This is a genomic window from Mucilaginibacter sp. PAMB04274 (assembly GCF_039634385.2).
Classification (GTDB): domain Bacteria; phylum Bacteroidota; class Bacteroidia; order Sphingobacteriales; family Sphingobacteriaceae; genus Mucilaginibacter.
Genome location: NZ_CP155081.2, coordinates 2,586,970 through 2,608,932, shown reverse-complemented (window position 1 = coordinate 2,608,932; position 21,963 = coordinate 2,586,970). Strand labels below are relative to the sequence as shown.

Sequence of the window (21,963 nt, the reverse complement as noted above, 5' to 3'; positions counted from 1 at the left end):
ATATGCTGTAATACAGTTGGTTATAAGCCAATCCTAGAGTCTTTTTGTTTTTTAGCCTGATTTTGAAAAGACTCTACGAATGACGCAAAAGAGTTTTGCGATTAGATGCGAGTTTTGGTAGGTAATGGCAAAGAAAAAGCCCTTTAATCTTTCAATTAAAGGGCTTTATACACTTTTTAAATGCTTTTGGCGGAGAGTTAGGGATTCGAACCCCAGGACCTGTTACAGTCAACAGTTTTCAAGACTGCCGCAATCGACCACTCTGCCAACTCTCCGGGGACAAAAGTACAAATCCGGAGCGAATTGGCAAATTTGAAATGCATTTTTTTTAGATATTTTTAAACGGCTATTTAACGTATTTATTATCAGTAAATTAAATTTAATACACCTGCTTTATTTTGTTAGTACGGAACGTATTTACCTTGGGTTTTACGATTTTGATGCTCCGTTTCGACAAATCAACGCTTGCATTTAGCTCAAATCCGATTAAAATAATCAGGGAATTGAGGTACAACCATATCATCATTACGATAAGCGTTCCTATAGAACCGTAAATTTTGTTGTAGGATGAAAAGTTATTGATGTAGTAAGAGAACCCAAGCGAGGTGAGTACCGCAAGGGTAGTAGCTAGTATAGAACCCGGGCTCGAAAATTTCCAGCGATTCTTATGCGCCGGGCCATAACGGTACAACAACGATACCACTACAAAGAAGATCATTACTACAATGACCCACCGCGTAAGTGATATAAGCCACAGCCAAAAGTGCCAGCTGGTAAACATGTGCGATTGCAAAAATTTAAGCAGGGCCTGGCCGGCTATTAATATAGATACCGCGAGCAACAATGAAAAGCTAATTACTATAGTTAATGTAATAGATACCAGCCGACGTTTGATCCAACTGCGCGACTCCAGGATAAGAGATGACTTGTTGAAGGCCTGCATTAGGTTATAAACGCCGTTTGATGCAAAATATAGGGCTGATGCAAAACCTACCGAAAGTAATTTTCCATTTTGATTTTTGATGATATCCTTCATGGTGCTTTCAAACGCTTTCGACGCATCATGAGGTAGAATAACCGTTATCTGGTTAAGTAACGTCTCCTGAAATCTATCAATAGGTACAAAGGGGATAAGCGTAAACAAAAATATGGTGGCCGGAAAAAAAGCGAGCATAAAGTTATAAGCTAACGATGATGCGCGGTTAATGAGTGAGCTTTTCTTAAGCTCGCCAAAAAAGAAAACACCGATGGTATATAAAGGCAGCGGCCTAAAACCCGGCAATATCACCGATTTAGTCCACTCTAAAAATCCCCTGTATAAACTCGTTTTAAGCAGTAATCGGTGCAGCCAATCCATCAACCAAATTTACGCAAAATAGGGCTTCACTTTATCTAAAAATTCTTGCGGCGGTAAACTCGGCCGATTCGTCTTCATATTGATGAATGCCAGCAGCGTTTCGCCCACATGTATCAGTTCCTGTTTCTCGTTATATAATTCATACTTAAAATGAATCTTTATACCTGGCATCTTTTCCATGCTTACCTGTATGCTAATCTCTTCGTCATACAAGGCGGGTTTTAAATACCGGCACTTCATTTCAAGCACAGGCATCATAACGCCGGTCTCTTCCATCCAGCGGTAGGTTAAGCCCAGGCTGCGCAGCATTTCCACACGGCCTACTTCAAAAAATTCCGCGTAGTTGCCGTAGTACATGTAGCCCATTTGGTCGGTTTCGCCGTAGCGTACGCGTAGTTTAGTGGTGTGAACAAACATGAGACAGTTTAGCGTTTAATGCCACGTTCATTTAAAGCCTGCTGAAAGCGGCGTGCATTGGCCATATGTTCGGCCACATTGGTGGCAAAGTTGTGGTAGCCCGAAAAATCTTCTTTGGCACACATGTAAATATAATTGTGCTCTTTGTGATTTAACACTGCCTTAATTGCATTTACCGAGGGCATCATGATGGGACCTGGGGGCAAACCGCTAACGCGGTAAGTGTTATATGGCGATGGCGTGTTTAAATATTTGTTCAACACACGCTTAATAGTAAAATCTCCGGTAGCGTAAATAACCGTAGGATCGGCCTCAAGCTTAATACCGCGTTTTAAACGGTTAAGGTACAAACCGGCTATTGTGGGCATCTCGTCGTCATGTAAAGCCTCAGCATCAACAATTGATGCCAATATAGACACCTGAATGGGGGTAAGATTTAGTTCAGCTGCTTTTTGCTTGCGATCAGCCGTCCAAAATTTAGTGTACTCCGCATGCATCCGCTCAAAAAACTTTTCGGCGGTGGTGTTCCAATACATCTGGTAAGTATTGGGCAAAAACATGGTGTAAACGTTTTCGGTGGTAAAACCATACTTTTCCACAAACTTTGCCGAGTCCAGCAAACTGATAATGGCAATGGAGTCAGGCTCTATTTGCTTAGATACGTAACCCGCAAACTGCGGCTTTAGTCTCAAACCACGAAACTTCAAGTCAACCGGCTCCTGGGCGCCAGATGCCAGCATATTAATAAGCTTACGGTTGCTCATGCCTTGTTTAAGGCGGTACTTACCTGGCTTTACCCGGCCAACATAGTGCATATTGTGAGCTGACCACAAAAACGTGGCGGTATCCTTTACAATACCTTCTTCCCGTATAGTTTGGTAAACATCATCAAAAGTGGCTTCGGTATGGATATAAAGGTATTCCTGCTTATCAGTTACATTGGGTCCAAACCAGCGCAAATAATATACTACGCCGGTTATGCCTAGCCCCAGTATGATGATAGCCAACAGGGCAATGAAGAATTTTTTAGTTGTGCCGCCTGATGACGTTTTTTCGGTAGACATAACAGATGTATGGTTTTTTATAGGTATTAATGTTTAAGTCGTTGTATGGCCAGCAATCCGCCGGTTAGATTGCGTATATGCTCATAACCGTTTTGTTGCAAAATTGATTGCGCTGTTCGGCTGCGTACGCCCGCCTTGCAAATCACAATAATTTCATCGTCCGTGTTCCACTCCAGTTCATCGAGCTGGCTATGCAGTTGCCCTAAAGGAATATTGGTACCCCCAATGTTATGCGTATGGTATTCAATAGGTTCCCTTACATCAAGCAAATGCAAAACCTCGCCGCGTTGCAAGCGTTCTAGCAGTTCACCGGCTTTAATATCCGGGTTAGGGCTGTTGTTGTTGTTGCTGCTGCTGCTGTGGCTCATTGGTTGTTTTAGCTTGTGTAACAGTCAAATTAACACGTGTGCCTATGCTGGTTTTAGCGGTAGAATCGGTACGCATGGGGAACTGCGATACCACTACCAAATTGGTTGAGTCGGTTATGCTTCCCTCGTAAGTAATGGTACCTATTGATAGGCCAGCCCCGCGTATGGCAAAACGGGCCGCATCCAAATCCTGGTTTAACAGATCGGGTATATCCACTTCGTTGGCACCCGCGCCATCTCCCAACACCAGGCTTAAGCGTGAACCTTTGGGTAATTTTTGACCGGTATGAATAACCTGGCCATTAAAACGCACTTCCAAGATACGGTCTCGGGCAATGTCAGATGCGTAAGTGGTATCACCCACTTTCAAGCCATTGTTTGATAATATGGCCACAGCCTCACGGTAAGTGCTCTGCTCCAGATCGGGCAGACCAACAGACGGGGCTTGGGTGGTAACCATTGTTAAGTAAATGGTACGGTTTTCTTTAACATTTGTGCCTGCATCCGGATCTTGCTCTAATACGGTACCCGGCGGCTGGTCTTGCACATAAACAGAATCTATTTGGTAGCGGAAGCCCTGCTCATCTAATATAGCAGTAGCGCGATCAATACTTAAACCTTTAAGTTTAGGTACCGGTATACCTGAGCCATGACGGGTGTAATACCCTAAGCTAAGATAAGCAATCAGTATTACGGCCAGCACCGATCCGGCTGCGCCTATAAGGTGATTTCTAAAGTCTTTGGTTTTTAAATAAGTCCAGAATTTACTCATCTGCAGCTGTAAAGTAGTAATAGCTTAAATTAACTGTCAAACATAGGGAAAATTGAAACAAGAGACAAGAACCAAGGGCCAAGACACAGCATTACAGATGGTTACTAATCAGCTAAAGATATGGTGAGTTAAAAAGTGGGGAACAATACGATAAGTCTTGGTTCACGGCGCTTGGCTCTTGGCTCTAAAGCTTTATCTTTGCAGCTATGACTGCTCAACAGATACGCCAGGCTTTTCTGGATTTTTTTGCCTCAAAGGGCCATACAATTGTACCATCGGCACCAATTGTGGTTAAGAACGACCCGACGCTGATGTTCACCAACGCCGGCATGAACCAGTTTAAAGATATATTCTTAGGTGAGGCGCCAGCCAAAGCATCACGTGTGGCCGACACACAGCGTTGTTTGCGCGTATCGGGCAAACATAACGATTTGGAAGAAGTAGGGGTAGACACCTATCACCACACCATGTTTGAAATGTTGGGCAACTGGAGCTTCGGCGACTATTTTAAAAAGGAAGCCATTGACTGGAGCTGGGAACTGCTTACCAGTGTTTACAAGTTAGATAAAGACCGCCTTTACGTAACTTATTTTGAAGGCGACGAAAAAGAAGGTTTGGCGAAAGATACTGAGGCTTACGATTTTTGGAAAGAATATGTAAGCGAAGACCATATTTTACCGGGTAACAAAAAAGATAATTTTTGGGAAATGGGGGAGACCGGCCCCTGCGGACCATGTTCTGAAATACATTTTGATGGCCGTACTGACGAGGAGCGGTCTAAAGTAAGCGGCGCTAACTTGGTAAATGCTGATGATCCTAACGTTATTGAAATATGGAATAACGTGTTTATGCAGTTCAACCGCTTAAAGGATGGTTCATTGCAGCCTTTGCCTGCTCGCCATGTGGATACGGGTATGGGCTTTGAACGCTTGGTGCGGGTGCTACAAGGCAAAACATCTAATTATGATACTGACGTTTTCCAGCCACTGATACAGTTTTTATCAGACAAAAGCAGAAAATCCTACAATGCAGACGCTACACCAGGAACTGAAGGATGGAATGAGGCTGTAGCTATGCGAGTAATGGCCGATCATATACGGGCTATTAGCTTTGCCATTGCTGATGGACAGTTGCCGTCAAACAACAAGGCGGGATACGTGATTCGCCGTATTTTACGCCGTGCTGTGCGTTATGCTTACCAGTACCTGGGCTTTAAAGAGCCGTTTTTGAATCAATTAGTTCCTTTATTAGCCAATCAGTTCGAAGGCGTTTTTGATGAGTTATTTAGTCAAAAAGATTTTGTGCAGAAAGTCGTTTTGGAGGAAGAGATTGCGTTTTTGAGGACGCTTCAAAATGGCATAGTACAGTTTGAACAAGTTGTAGCCTTTGCAAATGACAATATAATAGGTGGGGGATTTGCCTTTGAACTATCTGACACTTTCGGTTTTCCTTTAGATTTAACGGAACTGATGGCACGTGAAAGAGGTTTTACTGTTGATGTAGAAGGGTTCAATAAAGCCCTTGAGCAACAAAAAAGCCGCTCACGTGCTGCAACTGCTATTGACACCGGCGATTGGATTTTGTTAAAAGAAGATGATCATGTAACCTTTACCGGCTACGATGAAACTGAGAGCGTAGCGCATATAACAAAGTACCGCAAGGTAAAAGCAAAAGGCAAAGAGCAATTTCAACTGGTGCTGGATAAAACTCCTTTTTATGCCGAGAGCGGCGGTCAGGTAGGCGACACCGGAGATTTGATTTTCCCTGATGGTGAAATTGTAAAGATAACCGATACCAAGAAAGAAAACGGCCTTATTGTCCACTTTGCTGATACCCTGCCTGCAACCATCGATGATGCCCTGACTGCGTATGTTGACCCTGAACGCAGACGAAGTATAGAAAGCAATCATACAGCCACGCATTTGCTGCATGCAGCCATGAAACAGGTACTCGGCCATCATGTAAATCAAAAAGGCTCACTGGTGAACGGCGATTATCTCCGGTTCGATTTTTCGCACTTCAGCAAAGTAACCGACCAAGAGCTGGCGCAGATTGAAGCCATTGTCAACCAAAAAATACGGGAAAATATATTGCTGAAAGAAGAACGTAACGTACCTTACCAGCAGGCATTAGACAGCGGTGTAACAGCACTGTTTGGCGAAAAATATGGCGATTTTGTGCGTGTAATTACCTTTGACGATAATTTTTCGAAAGAACTTTGTGGTGGTACTCACGTTAAAGCTACCGGTTCAATTGGACTTTTTAAAATAACCGGTGAAAGTGCAGTTGCTGCCGGCGTGCGCCGTATCGAAGCGATTACTGGTGCAGCAGTGGAAAGCTATATTAACGAGCAAACACAACTTATGCAGCAACTTAAAGAGTTACTGAAAAACCCGAAAGATATAGCTAAAAGTATTGAAGGCTTGCTGGAAGAAAATAGCCGTTTGAAGAAGGAGATCGAGAAATCGGTTATGGAAAAAGCGGCCGGCTTAAAAACCGAACTTGCACAAAAAGCAGAGCCGTTGAATGGCATCAACCTAATAGCACAAAAGGTAGCACTGCCTAATGCCGATGCCATCAAAACGCTGGCTTACCAGCTGAAAGATATGGTAAGCGACCTGTTCCTGGTACTTGTTGCCGACATTGAGGGGAAACCCAACATTACCGTTATGATTGCAGAAAATTTGGTGAAAGACCGCGGCTTAAATGCAGGCAACATTGTACGCGAATTGGCCAAAGAAGTACAAGGCGGAGGTGGAGGTCAGCCGTTTTTTGCTACAGCTGGCGGTAAGGACGTAAGTGGATTGGAGCGGGTATTAACTAAGGCACGAACATTCGTGTAAGCTAAATCTGCGTTTATTTATTTACAAAGCCTTGTATAATTGTTAACGCAACAATGTACAAGGCTTTTTCCTTTAATTAAGTCGTGTTAGGATGCAAAATATAAAGGATACTAATACACGACTGCAGGACGGTTTACATACTTTTTGATAACAGCTATTATAGCGCTTGCATTGTACAACTCACGCACATTTGCATACTGCTTTAGTGAAGCATTTGGATTGCCATAGCCGTAACTACGCTGCCTGCCCTGTGTACGCAGACTGTAATGGTAATACATTCCGTCTGTCATTTCGGTTCGGCGTTCCAAGCTGTAAGGCAGGTTGGCGGTGTCCAGCTCAAGGTGGATCATTTGAGGGCGTAATCTATTATGGTCGGGTAAAGTGAGCACCTCAAGTTGGGTTAGCATACACCACAAATTATCGGCATAGGTTGTGCCCACGTGGCGTTCTCGCAGGTTTTTGGTCAAATTTCCTTCATCATCATAATGATTAAAGTAACGAATTTCCCAAGTCTTGTTTTTGGTAAAGGTCATGATGAAGGCGGCTTGAGACTGAACAGACAATCCCATTTCATATAATCTAAATTCGAATAGTTCGTCTGGTACGGGCTTGAACAACGAATCGAGGCCAGCTATTTTAAAATTATTTTTAGCAGACGTATCAGCAGCGAACGTAAAATCGGTTGTACAGGGCTTAGCTAAGCGTGCCGTAAACAGCTTATTTTGCGCTTTCGATAACAAAGCCACGCTAAGTGCAACTACTACCAGGACTGCTTTTTTCATGATGACTGAGGTTAGATTCTTACATCCTAATTTAATGGGATTCTTAGAATTCGGTAAAACTAAGATAATAATTAGCCTTTGATAATAACCCAAGTTGGGGGCCGGCACAATGTTACAAACAACTGATACACTAACCCCACCTATTTATTACCTTTGCAGCATCAAAAACGAATACATGGATGCTGAACAACAAGTAAGGGTATTACTCCAAGATACCCGTTTAGCTGATGATCTGAAACACATCGCCCAAAAAGTACTTAACCGCGAGCGCATTACTTTTGATGAGGGCGTTACTTTATATCAAAAAGGCGAGCTTAGTTACCTGGGTATATTAGCTAATTACATTCGTGAGGCGCGTCACGGTAACACCACTTACTTTAACCGTAACTTCCATATCGAGCCTACTAACCTTTGTGTGTACGATTGTAAGTTCTGTTCTTATTCTCGTCTCATCAAGCAACGCTCTGAAGGGTGGGAGTATACTATGGACGATATGCTCAACATTGTTAAAAAGTACGATAACGAGCCGGTTACCGAGGTACACATTGTAGGTGGTGTTTTGCCTCAGTATGATATGCCATTTTACCAGCAACTATTTAGTGCCATTAAAACGCACCGCCCGGATCTGCATGTAAAAGCGCTTACCCCAGTTGAATACCACTACATTTTCAAAAAAGCTAAGGTAGATTATGCCACTGGTATGCGCCTCATGAAAGAAGCCGGCCTGGAATCAATGCCTGGTGGTGGCGCTGAGATTTTCCATCCGGAAGTACGTGACCAAATAGCGAAAGACAAGTGTACAGGTGACCAGTGGCTACAAATACATGAAGAATGGCATAAGCTGGGCATGCGCTCAAACGCTACTATGCTTTATGGTCACATAGAGGAGTACTGGCACCGGGTTGACCATATGGAACGACTGCGCCAGTTGCAGGACCACACGCACGGATTCCAAACTTTTATTCCATTAAAGTTCCGCAATAAGGATAATCAAATGTCTAACGTTGCAGAATCATCTGTGATAGAAGATTTGCGTAACTATGCTATAGCCCGGATTTATCTGGACAATTTTGATCACATTAAAGCCTATTGGGCCATGATTAGCCGCACTACTGCGCAATTATCCCTTAGCTTTGGGGTTGATGATATAGACGGCACCCTGGACGATACCACCAAAATTTATTCAATGGCAGGTGCAGAGGAGCAAAACCCGGGTATGAGTACCAAACAGCTTGTTGAATTGATTAAGCATGTTGGCCGCCATCCAATTGAACGCGATACTTTATACAACGTAATTACCGATTATAACGACTATGTGTTTGCGGAAGAGGTGAAACCACAGTTTTATAAGTTACCGGTTATTAATTAAGCATGACTGAAAAAACGCTATATATTGTCCGTCATGGGCAAACAGATTTGAATAAAAGGGGCATTGTACAAGGCCGGGGCATGGATACCGACCTGAATGATGAGGGCCGATTACAGGCCAATATGTTTTACAATGCCTATAAGTATGTTGCCTTTGATAAAATTTATATATCTACCCTTAAGCGCACACAACAAAGCATCCAGCAGTTTATTGATGCCGGCATTCCTTTTGAAAAGCTATCGGGTTTGGATGAGCTTGCATGGGGTATCCACGAAGGTCAGCCCAGCACACCTGAAACTAAATCGGCCTTTTTTAAGCTAATGCGCGACTGGACAGCCGGTCGTCTTGATTCAAAGTTCGAAAGAGGGGAGAGTCCTAACGAAGTTCAGGAACGGCAGAAAGAAGCTTTAGAAATCATCATGAGCCGGCCGGAAGAAAAGAACGTGCTGATTTGCATGCATGGCCGCGCTTTGCGCTTATTTTTGTGTCTGTTAACAGATAAGTCGCTTATCCACATGGAAGATTTCCCGCATCAGAATCTTGTTCTTTACAAAGTAACTTATGATGGCAGCCGGTTCGACATAGCCGATTTTAACAATGCCATCCATTTGCAAATTCACTAGTTTAATTTCTTGAAAAAAATTAGAATTTCGGCTGTTAGTTATACTAACACCAAACCTTTTTTATACGGTATACAGCACACTGATATCATTAACCAAATTGACCTGAGTTTAGATATACCAGCAGATTGTGCTCAGAAATTAATAGATGATACAGTTGATATTGGCCTCATACCTGTAGCCGCTACGCTTAACCTACCCGAGTGGCATTTAGTTTCTGACTACTGCATTGGTGCGGTAGGAGCTGTTAACTCCGTTTTTATTTTTAGCAACTGTCCGATAGAACAGGTTAAAACTTTACAGCTCGATCCAGAATCACGGTCTTCAAATAACCTGGCAAAGGTTCTACTAAAAAATTATTGGAAGCTACAGCCCGAGATGGTTGTTGCAGCATGTGATTATAGTAAGTCGACTGATTCGACCACGGCGTTTGTACAAATAGGTGACCGTACCTTTGGTAAGGCAAGCGCTTACTTATATGTATATGACCTTGCCGCGGAGTGGACAAAATTTACTGGGCTGCCTTTTACATTTGCTGCATGGATAGCCAACAAGCCCATTTCTCAATCATTTATTAATGATTTTAATCAATCATTGCAGTATGGCCTGGATCACCGCAATGAGTTATTTAAAGAAATGGAAATGCGGACCGATTTTGATCTAAAGGACTATTTGATGCATAAGATTGACTATCCGCTTACGGAAGCCAAAAAGCAGGCCCTTTACTTGTTTTTAGATTACATAAAACAACTATAGTTTTAGCAAATCAGTAAGTATTTCATTGTTTTGGTAGCATTTTGATTTCTATGATGTGTTTTTATTAACAATATTTAAATTTCATCGTGATGAAATCGGTTTAATTTTAAAATGCCAAGTTGTAAAGCCTAATTTTATGAAATTATCATAAAAGTTCAAATAAGTTTATCAATTTGTTATTTGAGTTGTAAATTTGTTGCGGATTTAAAATTTAATACAACGCAAATTTAGAACATTATGAAAAAGTTAACATTATTTAGCGCTTTGTTCGCCATATTCACTTTAAGCGCTTTTGCCGATGGTGGTAAAAAAACAGATGATTCGAACAAGGTTCCTTATCACGTTATTCGTCAATTCGAATACGAGTTTAACGATGCAAAAGATGCAACCTGGACCGTAACTGATTCTTTTGAAAAAGTTGAGTTCACCTCTAACAAAGTTAAGATGGCTGCTTACTATGATCTGAATGGTAAATACCTTGGTCATACAGAAGCCGTATCTTACACTACTTTGCCTGCACACGCAAAAAAACAAATTGCCAAAGAATACGAAGGTTACCATGTAAAAGAACTTATTCGTTTCCAATATGCAGATGCTCCTTCTTCAGCTCTTTCACGTCTTACTGCAATCAACGTAGCTGACGACGAAGTATACCTTTTGAGCCTGTACAAAGCTGACAAACAAGCTACTTTAAGAATCACCCCTTCTTCAGCAGTTGAGCTATTAAGCAAAAACTAATAGTTAATTCAACTCATCTATATATAATGTGAGCCACGCCTTAACGGTGTGGCTTTTTTGTTGTCTTTCATATTCAATATCCATCAAAAAAACGGCAAACAAGTTTTGGCTTAAGCGCTTTATATAAGCAAGCAAACGTTTCGTATTATGCCAAAAGTAATTATTGTAGCTAACCGGCTGCCGGTTAAGATACAGGAAAGTGAAGAAGGATTGAAACTGATGCCAAGCGAGGGCGGACTTGCCACCGGCCTTGGCTCAGTTTATAAGCAGAATGACAATGTTTGGATTGGCTGGCCCGGACAGGTTATTGCGCACGAGCAACAAGATCAAGTTACCCATCAACTGGCCGATTTAAGCCTGATGCCGGTCTATTTAACGCAAGAAGACATTAGCGAGTTTTATGAGGGTTTTTCTAACGAGGTACTGTGGCCGGTTTTTCATTACTACGCATCAACGTATGCAACCTACAACCCCTCAAACTGGGAATACTACAAAAGTGTAAACGAAAAATTCAAGGATGTGGTGCTCAGCATTGCAGAACCGGGCGACACCATTTGGGTGCATGACTACCAGTTACTGCTACTGCCGTCGTTAATACGTCAAGCAAGGCCAGATGTATCTATCGGCTTCTTCCTTCATATACCATTTCCGTCTCATGAGATGTTCAGACTTATACCATGGCGGATGGAATTGCTCGAAGGAATGCTGGGAGCTGATCTTATCGGTTTTCACACTTTTGATGATGTACGGCACTTCCTGAGTTCTGTAAGTCGCATATTACCTTACCAGGTATCTTCTAACACCATTACTTGCGATGAACGTTTAGTAATAGTAGAGTCGTTCCCGATGGGTATTGACGAAAAGAAATATGCCGAACTTACGGGCACCACCGAAGTGCAGAATCAATCCAAGCAAATTAACGACATTTATAAAGACAATAAGTTAATCCTTTCTATAGACCGGCTGGACTATAGCAAAGGCATTTTACAGCGCCTACAAGCGTTTGAGCTCTTGTTGGATGAAAACCCAGAATATGTAGGTAAAGTAACACTTTACATGGTTGTTGTACCATCAAGAGATACGGTGGCGCAGTACGCGCATCTTCGGGATCAGATTGATAAAAAAGTAGGTAATATAAATGCACGGTATCGCTCTATAGAATGGACACCCATAAGTTATTACTACCGGTCGTTGCCCATTGAAACGCTGGTTGCGCTTTATAGTACCGCTGAGGTTTGCCTGGTAACGCCCATGCGCGATGGTATGAACCTGGTAAGTAAAGAGTATGTAGCCAGCCGTACGCGGGATGATGGCGTTTTAATATTAAGTGAAATGGCAGGTGCTTCTAAGGAACTTATTGATTCATTGCTGGTTAATCCTAACAATATAGTTCAGGTTAAAGATGCAATAATAGAGGCACTTAATATGCCTTTAGATGAGCAAACGCGCCGCATGAAACAAATGCGTAGTGTAGTGGCCAAATTTAACGTTACCCATTGGGTTGCTTTATTCATGGAACGCTTGAATGAAGTAAAGGCAATGCAACGGTCAATGCAAACACGGCATGTTCACTCGGCTACCGCACAATCTATCGTTAATCGTTACCATGATACCAGTAAACGTATCATATTTTTAGATTACGACGGTACACTGGTTGGCTTTAAACCTAATGTTGACCAAGCGCGGCCGGATGCTGAACTATACGATATTCTTACTCAGCTTTCTTCAGATCCTAACAATCACCTGGTTATTATTAGCGGTCGCAAACACGAAAACCTGGGCGAGTGGTTTGGGGACAAAAACATTTACCTAATTGCCGAACATGGTGCATGGTTTAAGCAGCAAGGCATGGAGTGGTATAAAACCAGCGGCCTGTCAACCAGTTGGAAAAAGGACATTTTTGGCGTGCTGGAAAAATACGTAGACCGTACACCTGGTTCTTTCATTGAGGAAAAAACCTATTCACTGGCGTGGCATTATCGCAAAGCAGAACGCGGTCTTGGCGAGTTAAGAGCAAATGAGCTCATAAATACACTTAAATTTTTAGCTACCGACAAAGGATTGCAATTACTGCCTGGTGATAAGGTTGTGGAGGTGAAAAATATTGACGTAAACAAGGGTAAAGCGGCGCTAACCCTTGTTGAGCAAAAAGATTACGATTTTATTATGGGCTTTGGCGATGATTTAACAGATGAGGATCTGTTTAAGTCATTACCAGATAAAGCAATTACTATAAAAGTGGGCACAGGAGCATCAGCTGCCAAGTTTTACGTACGTAACCCTACAGAGGTCCGCAATTTGCTCAAGGCATTAACGTCAGATGTAACGGTGTATTAAATTTTAGTTTCGTTTAGGTCTGAACCATTGTTTTGTAGAAAGATAGGCTTATCTAATTTCATAGCAATACGGTATGCGGCGTTCATTAATCCAACATGGCTGTATGCTTGCGGAAAATTGCCCCACTGGCTGCCATCTTCTTCAGCAACATCCTCACTGAATAACTGCAGGTGGTTAGAGTGCTGAACAATGTTTTCAAACTCGCGTACAGCATCATCTAACCGGCCAACACAGGCCAGGGCCTCTATATACCAAAAGGCACAGACCAGAAAAGTGGTTTTCGGCCTCCCGAAATCATCGGCATGTAGGTAGCGGTAAAATAATCCGCTTTCTGTTTTTAATTCTTTTTCAAGGGCTATTAAATGGTCCTTTGCTCGTTGGCAGTGTGGGTCAAGGTAATTCATCATAATGAGCTGAAGAGTGCTCGCATCTAAATATGGGCTTCCCACAGCGTTGGTGTACACCTTTCTAACCGGGTCATAACAATTTTCGATGTGCGTGGCGGCACGGTTTTTTAAAGCAATAGCACGTTTTATAAGATCCGGGTTATTAATGGTCCTGGCCATCTTCTCGGCTGCGCAAGCGCCTGCCCACTGAAAAAGGTTAGTGTAACAATGTATATTGGCCATGTTCCTGAACTCCCATATGCCGGCGTCTTTTTCATCAATGGTGCGTTCTACTTTACTGAGAAGGTAATCCAGCCATTTAGTTGAATCTTTACGTTCATCAAAAATAAAGCGATGATCGGTGTATAACGGCAAAACAGAAATCATCACCTGTCCGTAAATATCGTTTTGGATATGTTCGGCGGCTTGGTTGCCTATACGCACAGGTTTGTTACCTTCATACCCATCTAATTCAAGAATGCGTTCTGTAAGTTCCTTTTTACCTGTAATGCCATACAAGGGTTGGTACCGCTCATCATCAGCGAATGAAATATCTGTAACATAATTGAAGTACCGTTCCAATTCCTCAAAATGACCTATATGGCTCAATGCACTAATAACATAATGCGTATCACGCAGCCAGCAATAGCGGTAATCCCAGGTACGGCCGCTTCCGGGAGATTCGGGCAGGCTCGTTGTACTTGCCGCAATAATGGCACCAGTATCTTCATACTGATGTATTTTAAGCGCAAGGGCAGACCGAATCACATACTCCTGATAAAAGCCAGAGATAGACGAATGCTTTATCCAGGTACGCCAGTAGTGAGCGGTTTCTCTTAAAAACCATTCTACTGTGCTACTTAATGGCTTCTCTAAAGGTTCACCATAAGTAAGCACCAAGTATTTGTTTTCCGTGAGTACAAAAGATTGGTGATCAAAAACGTAACTTATAGGAATGTTAGTGGTTAACCGAATTTTTTCTTCACCACCCAAATATTGTATATGGTTGCTGCCGCGGTTAACGTCAAGCTTAACAGCACCATAGTCCGAAACAGGTTCGCATTTTACACGTATACGAGGGGCACCTTCCAAAACTTCTACCTTCCGAACCAACATTAGTGGTTTAAAATAGCGCTGATGTTCTTGAAACCTGGGCGCAAAATCAGTGATCCGGTAGCGCCCGCCGTCTTTTATGGTAATATCTGTGATTAAAACATTGGTGTTTTCCAGGTAATACTGCTCAGACTCGTAATCGCCTTCGGGCCGTATAGAAAACTCGCCGCCTTTTTGTGTATCCAGCAAACCTCCAAAAACAAAGGTACTATCGAACTGTGGCCAGCACAGCCAGTCGACGTTTGTGTTTTTATTAATGTGTGCTAAAAAGTTACAGTTGCCGATTATGCCCGTATTGTAGGTATGCTTCATTTAACAAGTGTTTGCAAGGGCTTAATGACGAGCCCAAAGTGTGGTAACAAGCATTTACCATTTATGTTGCATGTAACTTTTTAGTCAGTATATAACGCTCTCTTTATTAATTCAAAGGAAAACATGCCAAATCATAGTTTCTTTAAAATTAACACAACTTTAATATGCAGGTTGTCAGTAGCTTAAACTGTAAGTTTTAGGAAATGTAAAAATATTATTGTGTGATACTAAAATTTTTATATTTGGACAAAATACTTTAATTTGCTGTAACCTTTCTGACTATGAGCTTATAGTTTTCAGTTTGGCGTTAGTTATCAATCTCTTATAAATCTATACAATTATTAATTATGAAAACTGGAAAAGTTAAGTGGTTTAACACTCAAAAAGGCTACGGCTTTATTATTACCGATGATGGAAAGGACTTATTTGTGCATTTTAAAGACGTTGAAGGCGGCGTAAATGCCATTAAAGATAACGACAGTGTGGAATATGATGTTGAGGACGGACGGAAAGGATTGCAGGCCGTGAAAGTTAAAAAGATATAAAACTAAAATATACTTAGCTTAAACCTCTGTGACAACAGAGGTTTTTTTTGCACAAAACTTTTATATTGCCGACAAAAAATAAACAAGGCGTTCTAACATCCCATGCAAGATCTATCCATTACTAAGAGCAATAAAAACGTTATTTTCCTGGTGGCAGTAGCTGCGCTTGGTTACTTTGTTGATATTTATGACCTGCTGTTATTTTCGATAGTGCGCTTGCAGAGCCTGCGCGATATTGGCGTTGCTGAGACAGACATACGAACTAAAGGTGAATTTATTATTAACATGCAAATGTTTGGTTTGCTGGTTGGTGGTATACTTTGGGGCGTAATAGGCGATAAATTTGGCCGCATTAAAGTTTTGTTTGGCTCCATTTTGTTGTACTCATTAGCCAACTTTGCCAATGGCTTTGCTACCGACTATCAAACTTATGCTATCATAAGGCTTTTAGCCGGTGTTGGCCTCGCTGGCGAACTAGGTGCTGGCATTACGCTGGTGAGCGAAACAATGAGTAAGGAAAAACGCGGCTACGGAACAATGATTGTGGCAGTTGTGGGATTGTTAGGTGCAGCAGCAGCGGCTACTGTTGCTAAATACGGATGGCAGCGTGCGTACTTTATAGGAGGTGGCTTAGGTTTGTTGCTTTTACTTTTGCGGGTGGGTACATTTGAGTCGGGCATGTTTAAGCAGGCAGAGCAGAGCGATACCGAAAAAGGCAACTTTTTAATGCTGTTCACCAACAGGAAACGTTTTATAAAATACCTATGCTGTATCCTGATCGGAACGCCGCTATGGTTTGTAGTAGGTATTTTAATCACCCAGGCCCCTGAGATAGGCAAGGAGCTGGGAGCACCTGAAACTTTAAGTGCAGGCACCGGAGTAATGTATACTTATATAGGCTTATCGGTTGGTGATATGTTTGCCGGCTTATTTGCGCAGATTACCAAATCAAGGCGCTTAACAATGCTTATATTTCAGCTCATGTCGGTGGTAAGTGTGGTTTTTTATTTAAATGCACACGGTATTACAGAAGGGCGTTTCATTTCAATATGCTTATTTATCGGATTCTTTATAGGGTACTGGGCAACATTTGTCACTGTGGCGTCTGAGCAGTTTGGTACCAATATCCGTGCAACGGTAACTACCACCGTTCCAAACTTTGTACGTGGTTTCTTAATTCCGATAACCTTAAGCTTTGAATTTTTTGTAAAATATTTCACAGCACAGGGGTATAAAAACAGCATTATTGTTAGCTCTTATGTGATGATGGGCATTGTTACCGCAATATCACTATTGGCGCTTACGCAACTTAAAGAAAGCTTTGGCAAGGATCTGAATTACATGGAAGGCGAGGAGCCGGCTGGTAATCTCAACGCCGCTTCTGAAATGAAGGCGTAGCATTAGCCCATTTTTTTGCATTTTTGTACCGATGGTGACTAAAGAAACGATTGCAAGCGAGTATCAGCAAATACAGGATGAAATATGCAGCGCTCTTGAAGCGCTGGATGGTGTAGCCACTTTTGAACAGGAGGTTTGGGAACGAGACGGCGGCGGCGGTGGCCGCACCCGTGTAATTCAAAACGGAACCATATTGGAAAAAGGCGGTGTGAATTTTTCGGCCGTGTATGGTAAGTTGCCCGACGCTGTAAAGAAAGGTTTGAAAGTAGAGCAGGATGACTTTTTTGCAACTGGTGTGTCTATCGTTATCCACCCAAATCACCCCATGGTACCCATAATCCACATGAACATCCGGTACTTTGAAATGCCATCTTCTATTGAAGGCGGGCAGCCATTGCGTTGGTTTGGTGGTGGCATTGATTTAACGCCTCATTATGTTTTTGAAGAAGATGCCCGGTTCTTTCATAGCCACTTGAAATCTGTTTGTGATTTGTTCAATGCTGATTTCTATCACCGCTTTAAAACCTGGGCAGATGATTACTTTTTTATCAAACACCGCGACGAGACGCGCGGTATAGGTGGCATTTTTTATGATCGGTTAACTGCCAGTGACGACTTAACATGGGAAACCATATTTGAGTTTTCTAAAGCCGTTGGCAGATCATTTGCACCGGTTTATACTGAATTGGTTAATCGGAACCGAAATAAACAATTTACTGAAGAGCAACAGCAGTGGCAGTACCAACGCCGCAGCCGTTACGCAGAATTCAATCTGGTATATGATGCCGGCACTAAGTTTGGCTTAGAAACCAACGGGCGCATTGAGTCCATCTTAATGAGTTTGCCTCCAACCGCTAAGTGGCTTTACAACTATCAACCGGAAACAGGTGGTGAGGAGGAAAAAACATTAAAACTTTTAAAGAAGGGGATTAACTGGGTTTAACAATTGAACCCTTTACATACATACGACGTGTGTAATACTTATAAACCTTAAAGCCGTGCCACACTTAAAATCCTTTTTCGCTTTTTCTTATTCAGCCTTTTTGCTGCACCACAACTAACAATTTTTAAACTCTTCTGAAATCCTTATCGTTCTGTACAGCGCAAGAGCCGCATTTCGGCAGTTTTTGCATGATAAATTTAAACAGTTATATATCAGACAAAAATTTTTTCATTAAAAACACTTTATTTGTACTGCAGTTTATTGAGCTGCGGCATTTTTATTTAAGAAATTCATCTGCCTCTATACAAATGAAAGCATTACTTATACTCACTGCTATAGCTATGATATCATTATCGGCATGCAACGGTTCTGGAAAACTGGAAGGAAAATGGTTATACGCTGGGGGCGTATACAACGGAAAAAAAGAGGGAGGCACAGAGGGGTACCAATTGCAGCGGACTTACACCGATAAAAAGTTTGAAGCCGTTATGATTGAAGATGGCGGTGAACCGCAAAAGTACCAGGCAGGCGATTACGAAATTGATGGCAATACCTGTACCGAAACCGAAACCTTCTCAACCCAGCCTTCAAAACTGACCAATGTGCCTGTACACTACAATTACCAGATCAAAAACGACACGCTGATTCTGGAAGGCAAATTACCAACCGGTATGCAGGTTGAAGAGCATTGGACGAAGATGAAGTAGGCCTTGAAGGTAACATTTCTGCAAAGTAGCCACCACAGAGCCATACTACTTTTTTTTGGCGCCTGCGCCTGCGTCGTCTTTGGAAGATGATTTCTTACCCGATTGATAGTCGGAGGTTGCTTTTTTACCTTCCGTACTGGGTGCTTTTTTAATGTTTTTGCCGCCTTTATCTTTACTCATGATTATTTGTTTTATGTAGTGTGCGTGTAAGCTCCGACCGCTTTTTAAGAGAAGTAATGGGATTGATATTTGCAGAGTTACAACTAAAGATACAACTGAAAATAACGGTAATAGTTTTGCTAAGTCCTATTAAAAGCATCGCACGAGTAATCTTAACCGCCCTTTGCCTTTGCTGCTGTTAACGATCTGCCTTTTTACCCCGTAATTATTCGGTAAGCTGAGTTACTTTTCCTTTATTGCAAAGCCTGTATTGTAAGCCTTACCGGCCGGAATGTTAGTAATTTTACCTTTAAAATGGCTTAAAATTCGTATCTTCGCAAGTCAAATTTTTCGCATCAACCTAACACATTGAGCAAATTTTTCTTACACAAAAATTGAAATGGCTGAAGATAATTCACAGAACGAAGACAGAATCATTCCTATAAACATTGATGAAGAAATGCGAGCGGCCTACATTGATTATTCAATGTCGGTTATCGTATCACGTGCACTTCCAGATGTGCGCGACGGCCTAAAGCCTGTACACAGACGCGTATTATTCGGTATGCTCGATTTGGGTTTATCCAGTGGTAAACCTTTTAAAAAATCGGCGCGTATTGTAGGGGAGGTGCTTGGTAAATATCACCCGCACGGCGACTCGTCGGTATATGACACCATGGTGCGTATGGCTCAGGATTGGAGCTTACGTTATCCGCTGGTAGATGGTCAGGGCAATTATGGGTCTATTGACGGTGATAGCCCTGCGGCTATGCGTTACACGGAGGCTCGCTTGCAAAAGATAGCCGAAGAAATGATGGCCGACATCAATAAAGATACTATCGACTACCAGTTAAACTTCGACGACTCATTAGAGGAGCCAAGCGTACTACCTGCTAAAATTCCTAACCTGCTTGTTAACGGTGCGTCGGGTATTGCGGTGGGCATGGCCACTAATATGGCGCCGCACAATCTTTCGGAAGTTATTGATGCTACGGTAGCGTTGATTGATAATCGCGATATTGAAGTTGCCGAGTTGATGAACTATATCAAAGGTCCCGACTTTCCGACTGGTGCAATTATTTATGGTTATGAAGGTGCCCGTGACGCCTTTGAAACCGGCCGCGGCCGTGTAGTTTTACGAGCACGTGCCGAGATTGAAACCTTCAATAACGATCGTGAACGTATAATAGTTACCGAGATTCCTTACCAGGTAAACAAGGCGCAAATGATTGAGCGCACTGCCGAGCTGGTTAACGAAAAGAAAATAGAAGGTATATCTACCATTCGCGACGAGTCCAGCCGCGAAGGTATTCGTGTAGTTTATGAGATCAAACGTGATGCCAATGCCGCTATCGTTTTAAACAACCTCTATAAATATACCTCACTGCAAACTTCTTTTAGTGTAAACAACATTGCGCTGGTTAAAGGCCGCCCTATGTTGCTTAACCTACGAGACCTGATACACCACTTTGTGGAGCATAGGCAGGAAGTTGTTGTTCGCCGTACCCGGTACGAACTGGCGGAAGCTGAGAAGCGCGCGCACATCTTAGAGGGCTTATTAATTGCTTTAGACCACTTAGATGAGGTAATACGCCTTATCCGTGCTTCGGCAACGCCTGAAGAAGCACGCGATGGTTTAATGACGCAGTTTGGCTTAAGCGAAATACAAGCCCGTGCAATTTTGGATATGACGCTGCGCCGTTTAACGGGACTGGAGCGCGATAAGATTAAAGAAGAGTATGCCGAGTTAATGAAAACTATTGAGTACTTGAAATCTATCCTGGCAGACCCGGCGTTGCAAATGCAGATCATCAAGGATGAGCTATTAGAAATCAAAGAAAAATATGGCGATGAGCGTAAAACCGAAATGGTTCACTCGAGCGCCGAAATGATGACTGAAGATTTCATTGAGGATGAAGATGTTGTTATCACTATTTCGCACGAGGGATACATTAAACGTACGCCATTAACTGAGTATCGCCGCCAGGGCAGAGGAGGTAAAGGCGCTATTGGCAGTAACAGCCGCGATGAAGACTTTATAGAGCACTTGCTGGTAGCATCAAACCACAATTACATGCTGTTCTTCACTGAGGCCGGCCGTTGCTTCTGGTTAAGGGTATTTGAAATTCCGGAAGGCACCCGTACCTCAAAAGGACGTGCTATCCAAAACATTATTAATATCCCTAAAGAGGAAAAGATTAAAGCCTATATAAAGGTTAAGAATTTGAAAGACCAGGAATACCTGGAAAACAACTTCATTATCATGTGTACGGCTAAAGGCACCATCAAGAAAACTTCTTTAGAAGCCTATTCTCGTCCGCGTTCTAACGGTATTAACGCTATTAATATTAATGATGGCGATACCTTGCTCGAAGCCACATTAACTACCGGTAGCAGCGAAATTGTAATGGCCTTAAAATCAGGCCGCGCAATCCGCTTTAATGAAGCTACAGTTAGGCCAATGGGTCGCACTGCAACCGGAGTTAGAGGCGTTACTTTAGAGAACGAGCAAGATGCTGTTGTTGGAATGATAGCCGTTAACGATTTAGACACAACCATACTTGTTGTTTCTGAAAAAGGATATGGCAAACGTACAGACGTTGATGATTACCGCGTTACAAACCGTGGTGGTAAGGGTGTAAAAACTATTAACGTAACTGAAAAAACCGGCAAACTTGTTGCCATAAAAGATGTTACAGATGGTGATGATTTAATGATCATTAATCGCTCTGGTGTCATTATCCGTATTGCCATGAACCAATTAAGGGTTATGGGCCGTGCAACCCAGGGTGTTCGTTTGATCTCTCTGAAAGAGGGTGATGAAATTGCTTCGGTAGCTAAAATTGAGCACAGCGAAGAGGAAGAACTGGAACAGGCGATTGAAAGCAGCTTGAACACCAACGGCACCGACGTTGGAATTGAAGACAACGATAGTCCGGCGGCAGATGCGCCAGATGATGCAGAAAACGAATAAATT

The 21,963-nt window shown here is 42.4% G+C and carries 19 protein-coding genes and 1 tRNA gene; 11 read left to right on the top strand and 9 right to left on the bottom strand.

Going from position 1 to position 21,963, the window contains the following annotated elements; genetic code table 11:
• Positions 1–187: 187 nt before the first annotated feature.
• The 6 genes from ABDD95_RS11075 to ABDD95_RS11050 form a co-directional block, all read right to left on the bottom strand.
• Positions 188–275, bottom strand: a tRNA-Ser gene (locus ABDD95_RS11075).
• Positions 276–379: 104 nt separating this feature from the next.
• Positions 380–1,357, bottom strand: a complete 978-nt coding sequence (locus tag ABDD95_RS11070; RefSeq protein ID WP_345951954.1) for a YihY/virulence factor BrkB family protein — start codon at positions 1,355–1,357, stop codon at positions 380–382.
• Positions 1,358–1,366: 9 nt separating this feature from the next.
• Complete coding sequence (locus ABDD95_RS11065; RefSeq protein WP_345951953.1) at positions 1,367–1,774, bottom strand: thioesterase family protein; 408 nt, start codon at positions 1,772–1,774, stop codon at positions 1,367–1,369.
• Positions 1,775–1,782: 8 nt separating this feature from the next.
• Positions 1,783–2,838, bottom strand: coding sequence for an endolytic transglycosylase MltG (gene mltG, locus ABDD95_RS11060; RefSeq protein WP_345951952.1), 1,056 nt, complete (start codon positions 2,836–2,838; stop codon positions 1,783–1,785).
• 26 nt (positions 2,839–2,864) lie between these two features.
• A complete protein-coding gene (locus ABDD95_RS11055; RefSeq protein WP_345951951.1) occupies positions 2,865–3,206 on the bottom strand; it encodes a rhodanese-like domain-containing protein in 342 nt (113 codons plus the stop codon).
• A complete protein-coding gene (locus tag ABDD95_RS11050) occupies positions 3,166–3,978 on the bottom strand; it encodes a PASTA domain-containing protein (RefSeq protein ID WP_345951950.1) in 813 nt (270 codons plus the stop codon). Before ABDD95_RS11050 ends, ABDD95_RS11055 begins: the two co-directional genes overlap by 41 nt.
• Before the next feature lie 206 nt (positions 3,979–4,184).
• On the opposite strand from ABDD95_RS11050, the gene alaS reads away from it, so the two are divergent.
• Positions 4,185–6,821, top strand: coding sequence for an alanine--tRNA ligase (gene alaS, locus ABDD95_RS11045; RefSeq protein ID WP_345951949.1), 2,637 nt, complete (start codon positions 4,185–4,187; stop codon positions 6,819–6,821).
• Positions 6,822–6,931: 110 nt separating this feature from the next.
• Here alaS and ABDD95_RS11040 read toward each other — a convergent pair whose 3' ends face one another.
• Entirely contained in the window at positions 6,932–7,603 is a 672-nt protein-coding gene (locus ABDD95_RS11040; RefSeq protein WP_345951948.1) for a hypothetical protein, read from the bottom strand.
• A gap of 175 nt (positions 7,604–7,778) precedes the next feature.
• On the opposite strand from ABDD95_RS11040, the gene mqnE reads away from it, so the two are divergent.
• The 5 genes from mqnE (at position 7,779) to ABDD95_RS11015 (ending at position 13,423) form a co-directional block, all read left to right on the top strand.
• Positions 7,779–8,972 (top strand): aminofutalosine synthase MqnE, encoded by a 1,194-nt coding sequence (mqnE, locus tag ABDD95_RS11035; protein WP_345951947.1) that lies wholly within the window; start codon positions 7,779–7,781, stop codon positions 8,970–8,972.
• 2 nt (positions 8,973–8,974) lie between these two features.
• Positions 8,975–9,595, top strand: a complete 621-nt coding sequence (locus ABDD95_RS11030; protein WP_345951946.1) for a histidine phosphatase family protein — start codon at positions 8,975–8,977, stop codon at positions 9,593–9,595.
• Positions 9,596–9,604: 9 nt separating this feature from the next.
• Positions 9,605–10,348 carry a menaquinone biosynthesis protein gene (locus ABDD95_RS11025; RefSeq protein WP_345951945.1) on the top strand — a complete coding sequence of 248 codons (744 nt, stop codon included), beginning with the start codon at positions 9,605–9,607 and terminating at the stop codon, positions 10,346–10,348.
• 237 nt (positions 10,349–10,585) lie between these two features.
• On the top strand, positions 10,586–11,086 hold the full coding sequence (locus ABDD95_RS11020; protein ID WP_345951944.1) for a hypothetical protein: 501 nt from the start codon (positions 10,586–10,588) through the stop codon (positions 11,084–11,086).
• 147 nt (positions 11,087–11,233) lie between these two features.
• Positions 11,234–13,423 carry a bifunctional alpha,alpha-trehalose-phosphate synthase (UDP-forming)/trehalose-phosphatase gene (locus ABDD95_RS11015; RefSeq protein WP_345951943.1) on the top strand — a complete coding sequence of 730 codons (2,190 nt, stop codon included), beginning with the start codon at positions 11,234–11,236 and terminating at the stop codon, positions 13,421–13,423.
• Here ABDD95_RS11015 and ABDD95_RS11010 read toward each other — a convergent pair.
• The gene (locus ABDD95_RS11010) at positions 13,420–15,234 is read right to left on the bottom strand and encodes a glycoside hydrolase family 15 protein (RefSeq protein ID WP_345951942.1); all 1,815 of its coding nucleotides are present in this window, start codon (positions 15,232–15,234) and stop codon (positions 13,420–13,422) included. The genes ABDD95_RS11015 and ABDD95_RS11010 overlap by 4 nt on opposite strands.
• 347 nt (positions 15,235–15,581) lie before the next feature.
• On the opposite strand from ABDD95_RS11010, the gene ABDD95_RS11005 reads away from it, so the two are divergent.
• The 4 genes from ABDD95_RS11005 to ABDD95_RS10990 all read left to right on the top strand — a co-directional run bounded on the left by ABDD95_RS11005 (position 15,582) and on the right by ABDD95_RS10990 (position 18,827).
• A complete protein-coding gene (locus ABDD95_RS11005; RefSeq protein WP_345209171.1) occupies positions 15,582–15,779 on the top strand; it encodes a cold-shock protein in 198 nt (65 codons plus the stop codon).
• A 102-nt stretch (positions 15,780–15,881) separates the two neighbouring features.
• A complete protein-coding gene (locus ABDD95_RS11000) occupies positions 15,882–17,177 on the top strand; it encodes an MFS transporter (RefSeq protein ID WP_345951941.1) in 1,296 nt (431 codons plus the stop codon).
• A gap of 31 nt (positions 17,178–17,208) precedes the next feature.
• Complete coding sequence (hemF, locus tag ABDD95_RS10995) at positions 17,209–18,120, top strand: oxygen-dependent coproporphyrinogen oxidase (RefSeq protein ID WP_345951940.1); 912 nt, start codon at positions 17,209–17,211, stop codon at positions 18,118–18,120.
• Positions 18,121–18,428: 308 nt separating this feature from the next.
• The gene (locus ABDD95_RS10990; RefSeq protein ID WP_345951939.1) at positions 18,429–18,827 is read left to right on the top strand and encodes a hypothetical protein; all 399 of its coding nucleotides are present in this window, start codon (positions 18,429–18,431) and stop codon (positions 18,825–18,827) included.
• A gap of 45 nt (positions 18,828–18,872) precedes the next feature.
• Here the strand turns inward: ABDD95_RS10990 and ABDD95_RS10985 are convergent, their stop codons facing one another.
• Entirely contained in the window at positions 18,873–19,007 is a 135-nt protein-coding gene (locus ABDD95_RS10985; protein ID WP_345951938.1) for a hypothetical protein, read from the bottom strand.
• A 379-nt stretch (positions 19,008–19,386) separates the two neighbouring features.
• On the opposite strand from ABDD95_RS10985, the gene gyrA reads away from it, so the two are divergent.
• Positions 19,387–21,960: a DNA gyrase subunit A gene (gene gyrA, locus ABDD95_RS10980; protein WP_345951937.1), complete on the top strand. Its 2,574-nt coding sequence runs from the start codon at positions 19,387–19,389 to the stop codon at positions 21,958–21,960.
• The last annotated feature ends 3 nt before the right edge of the window (positions 21,961–21,963 follow it).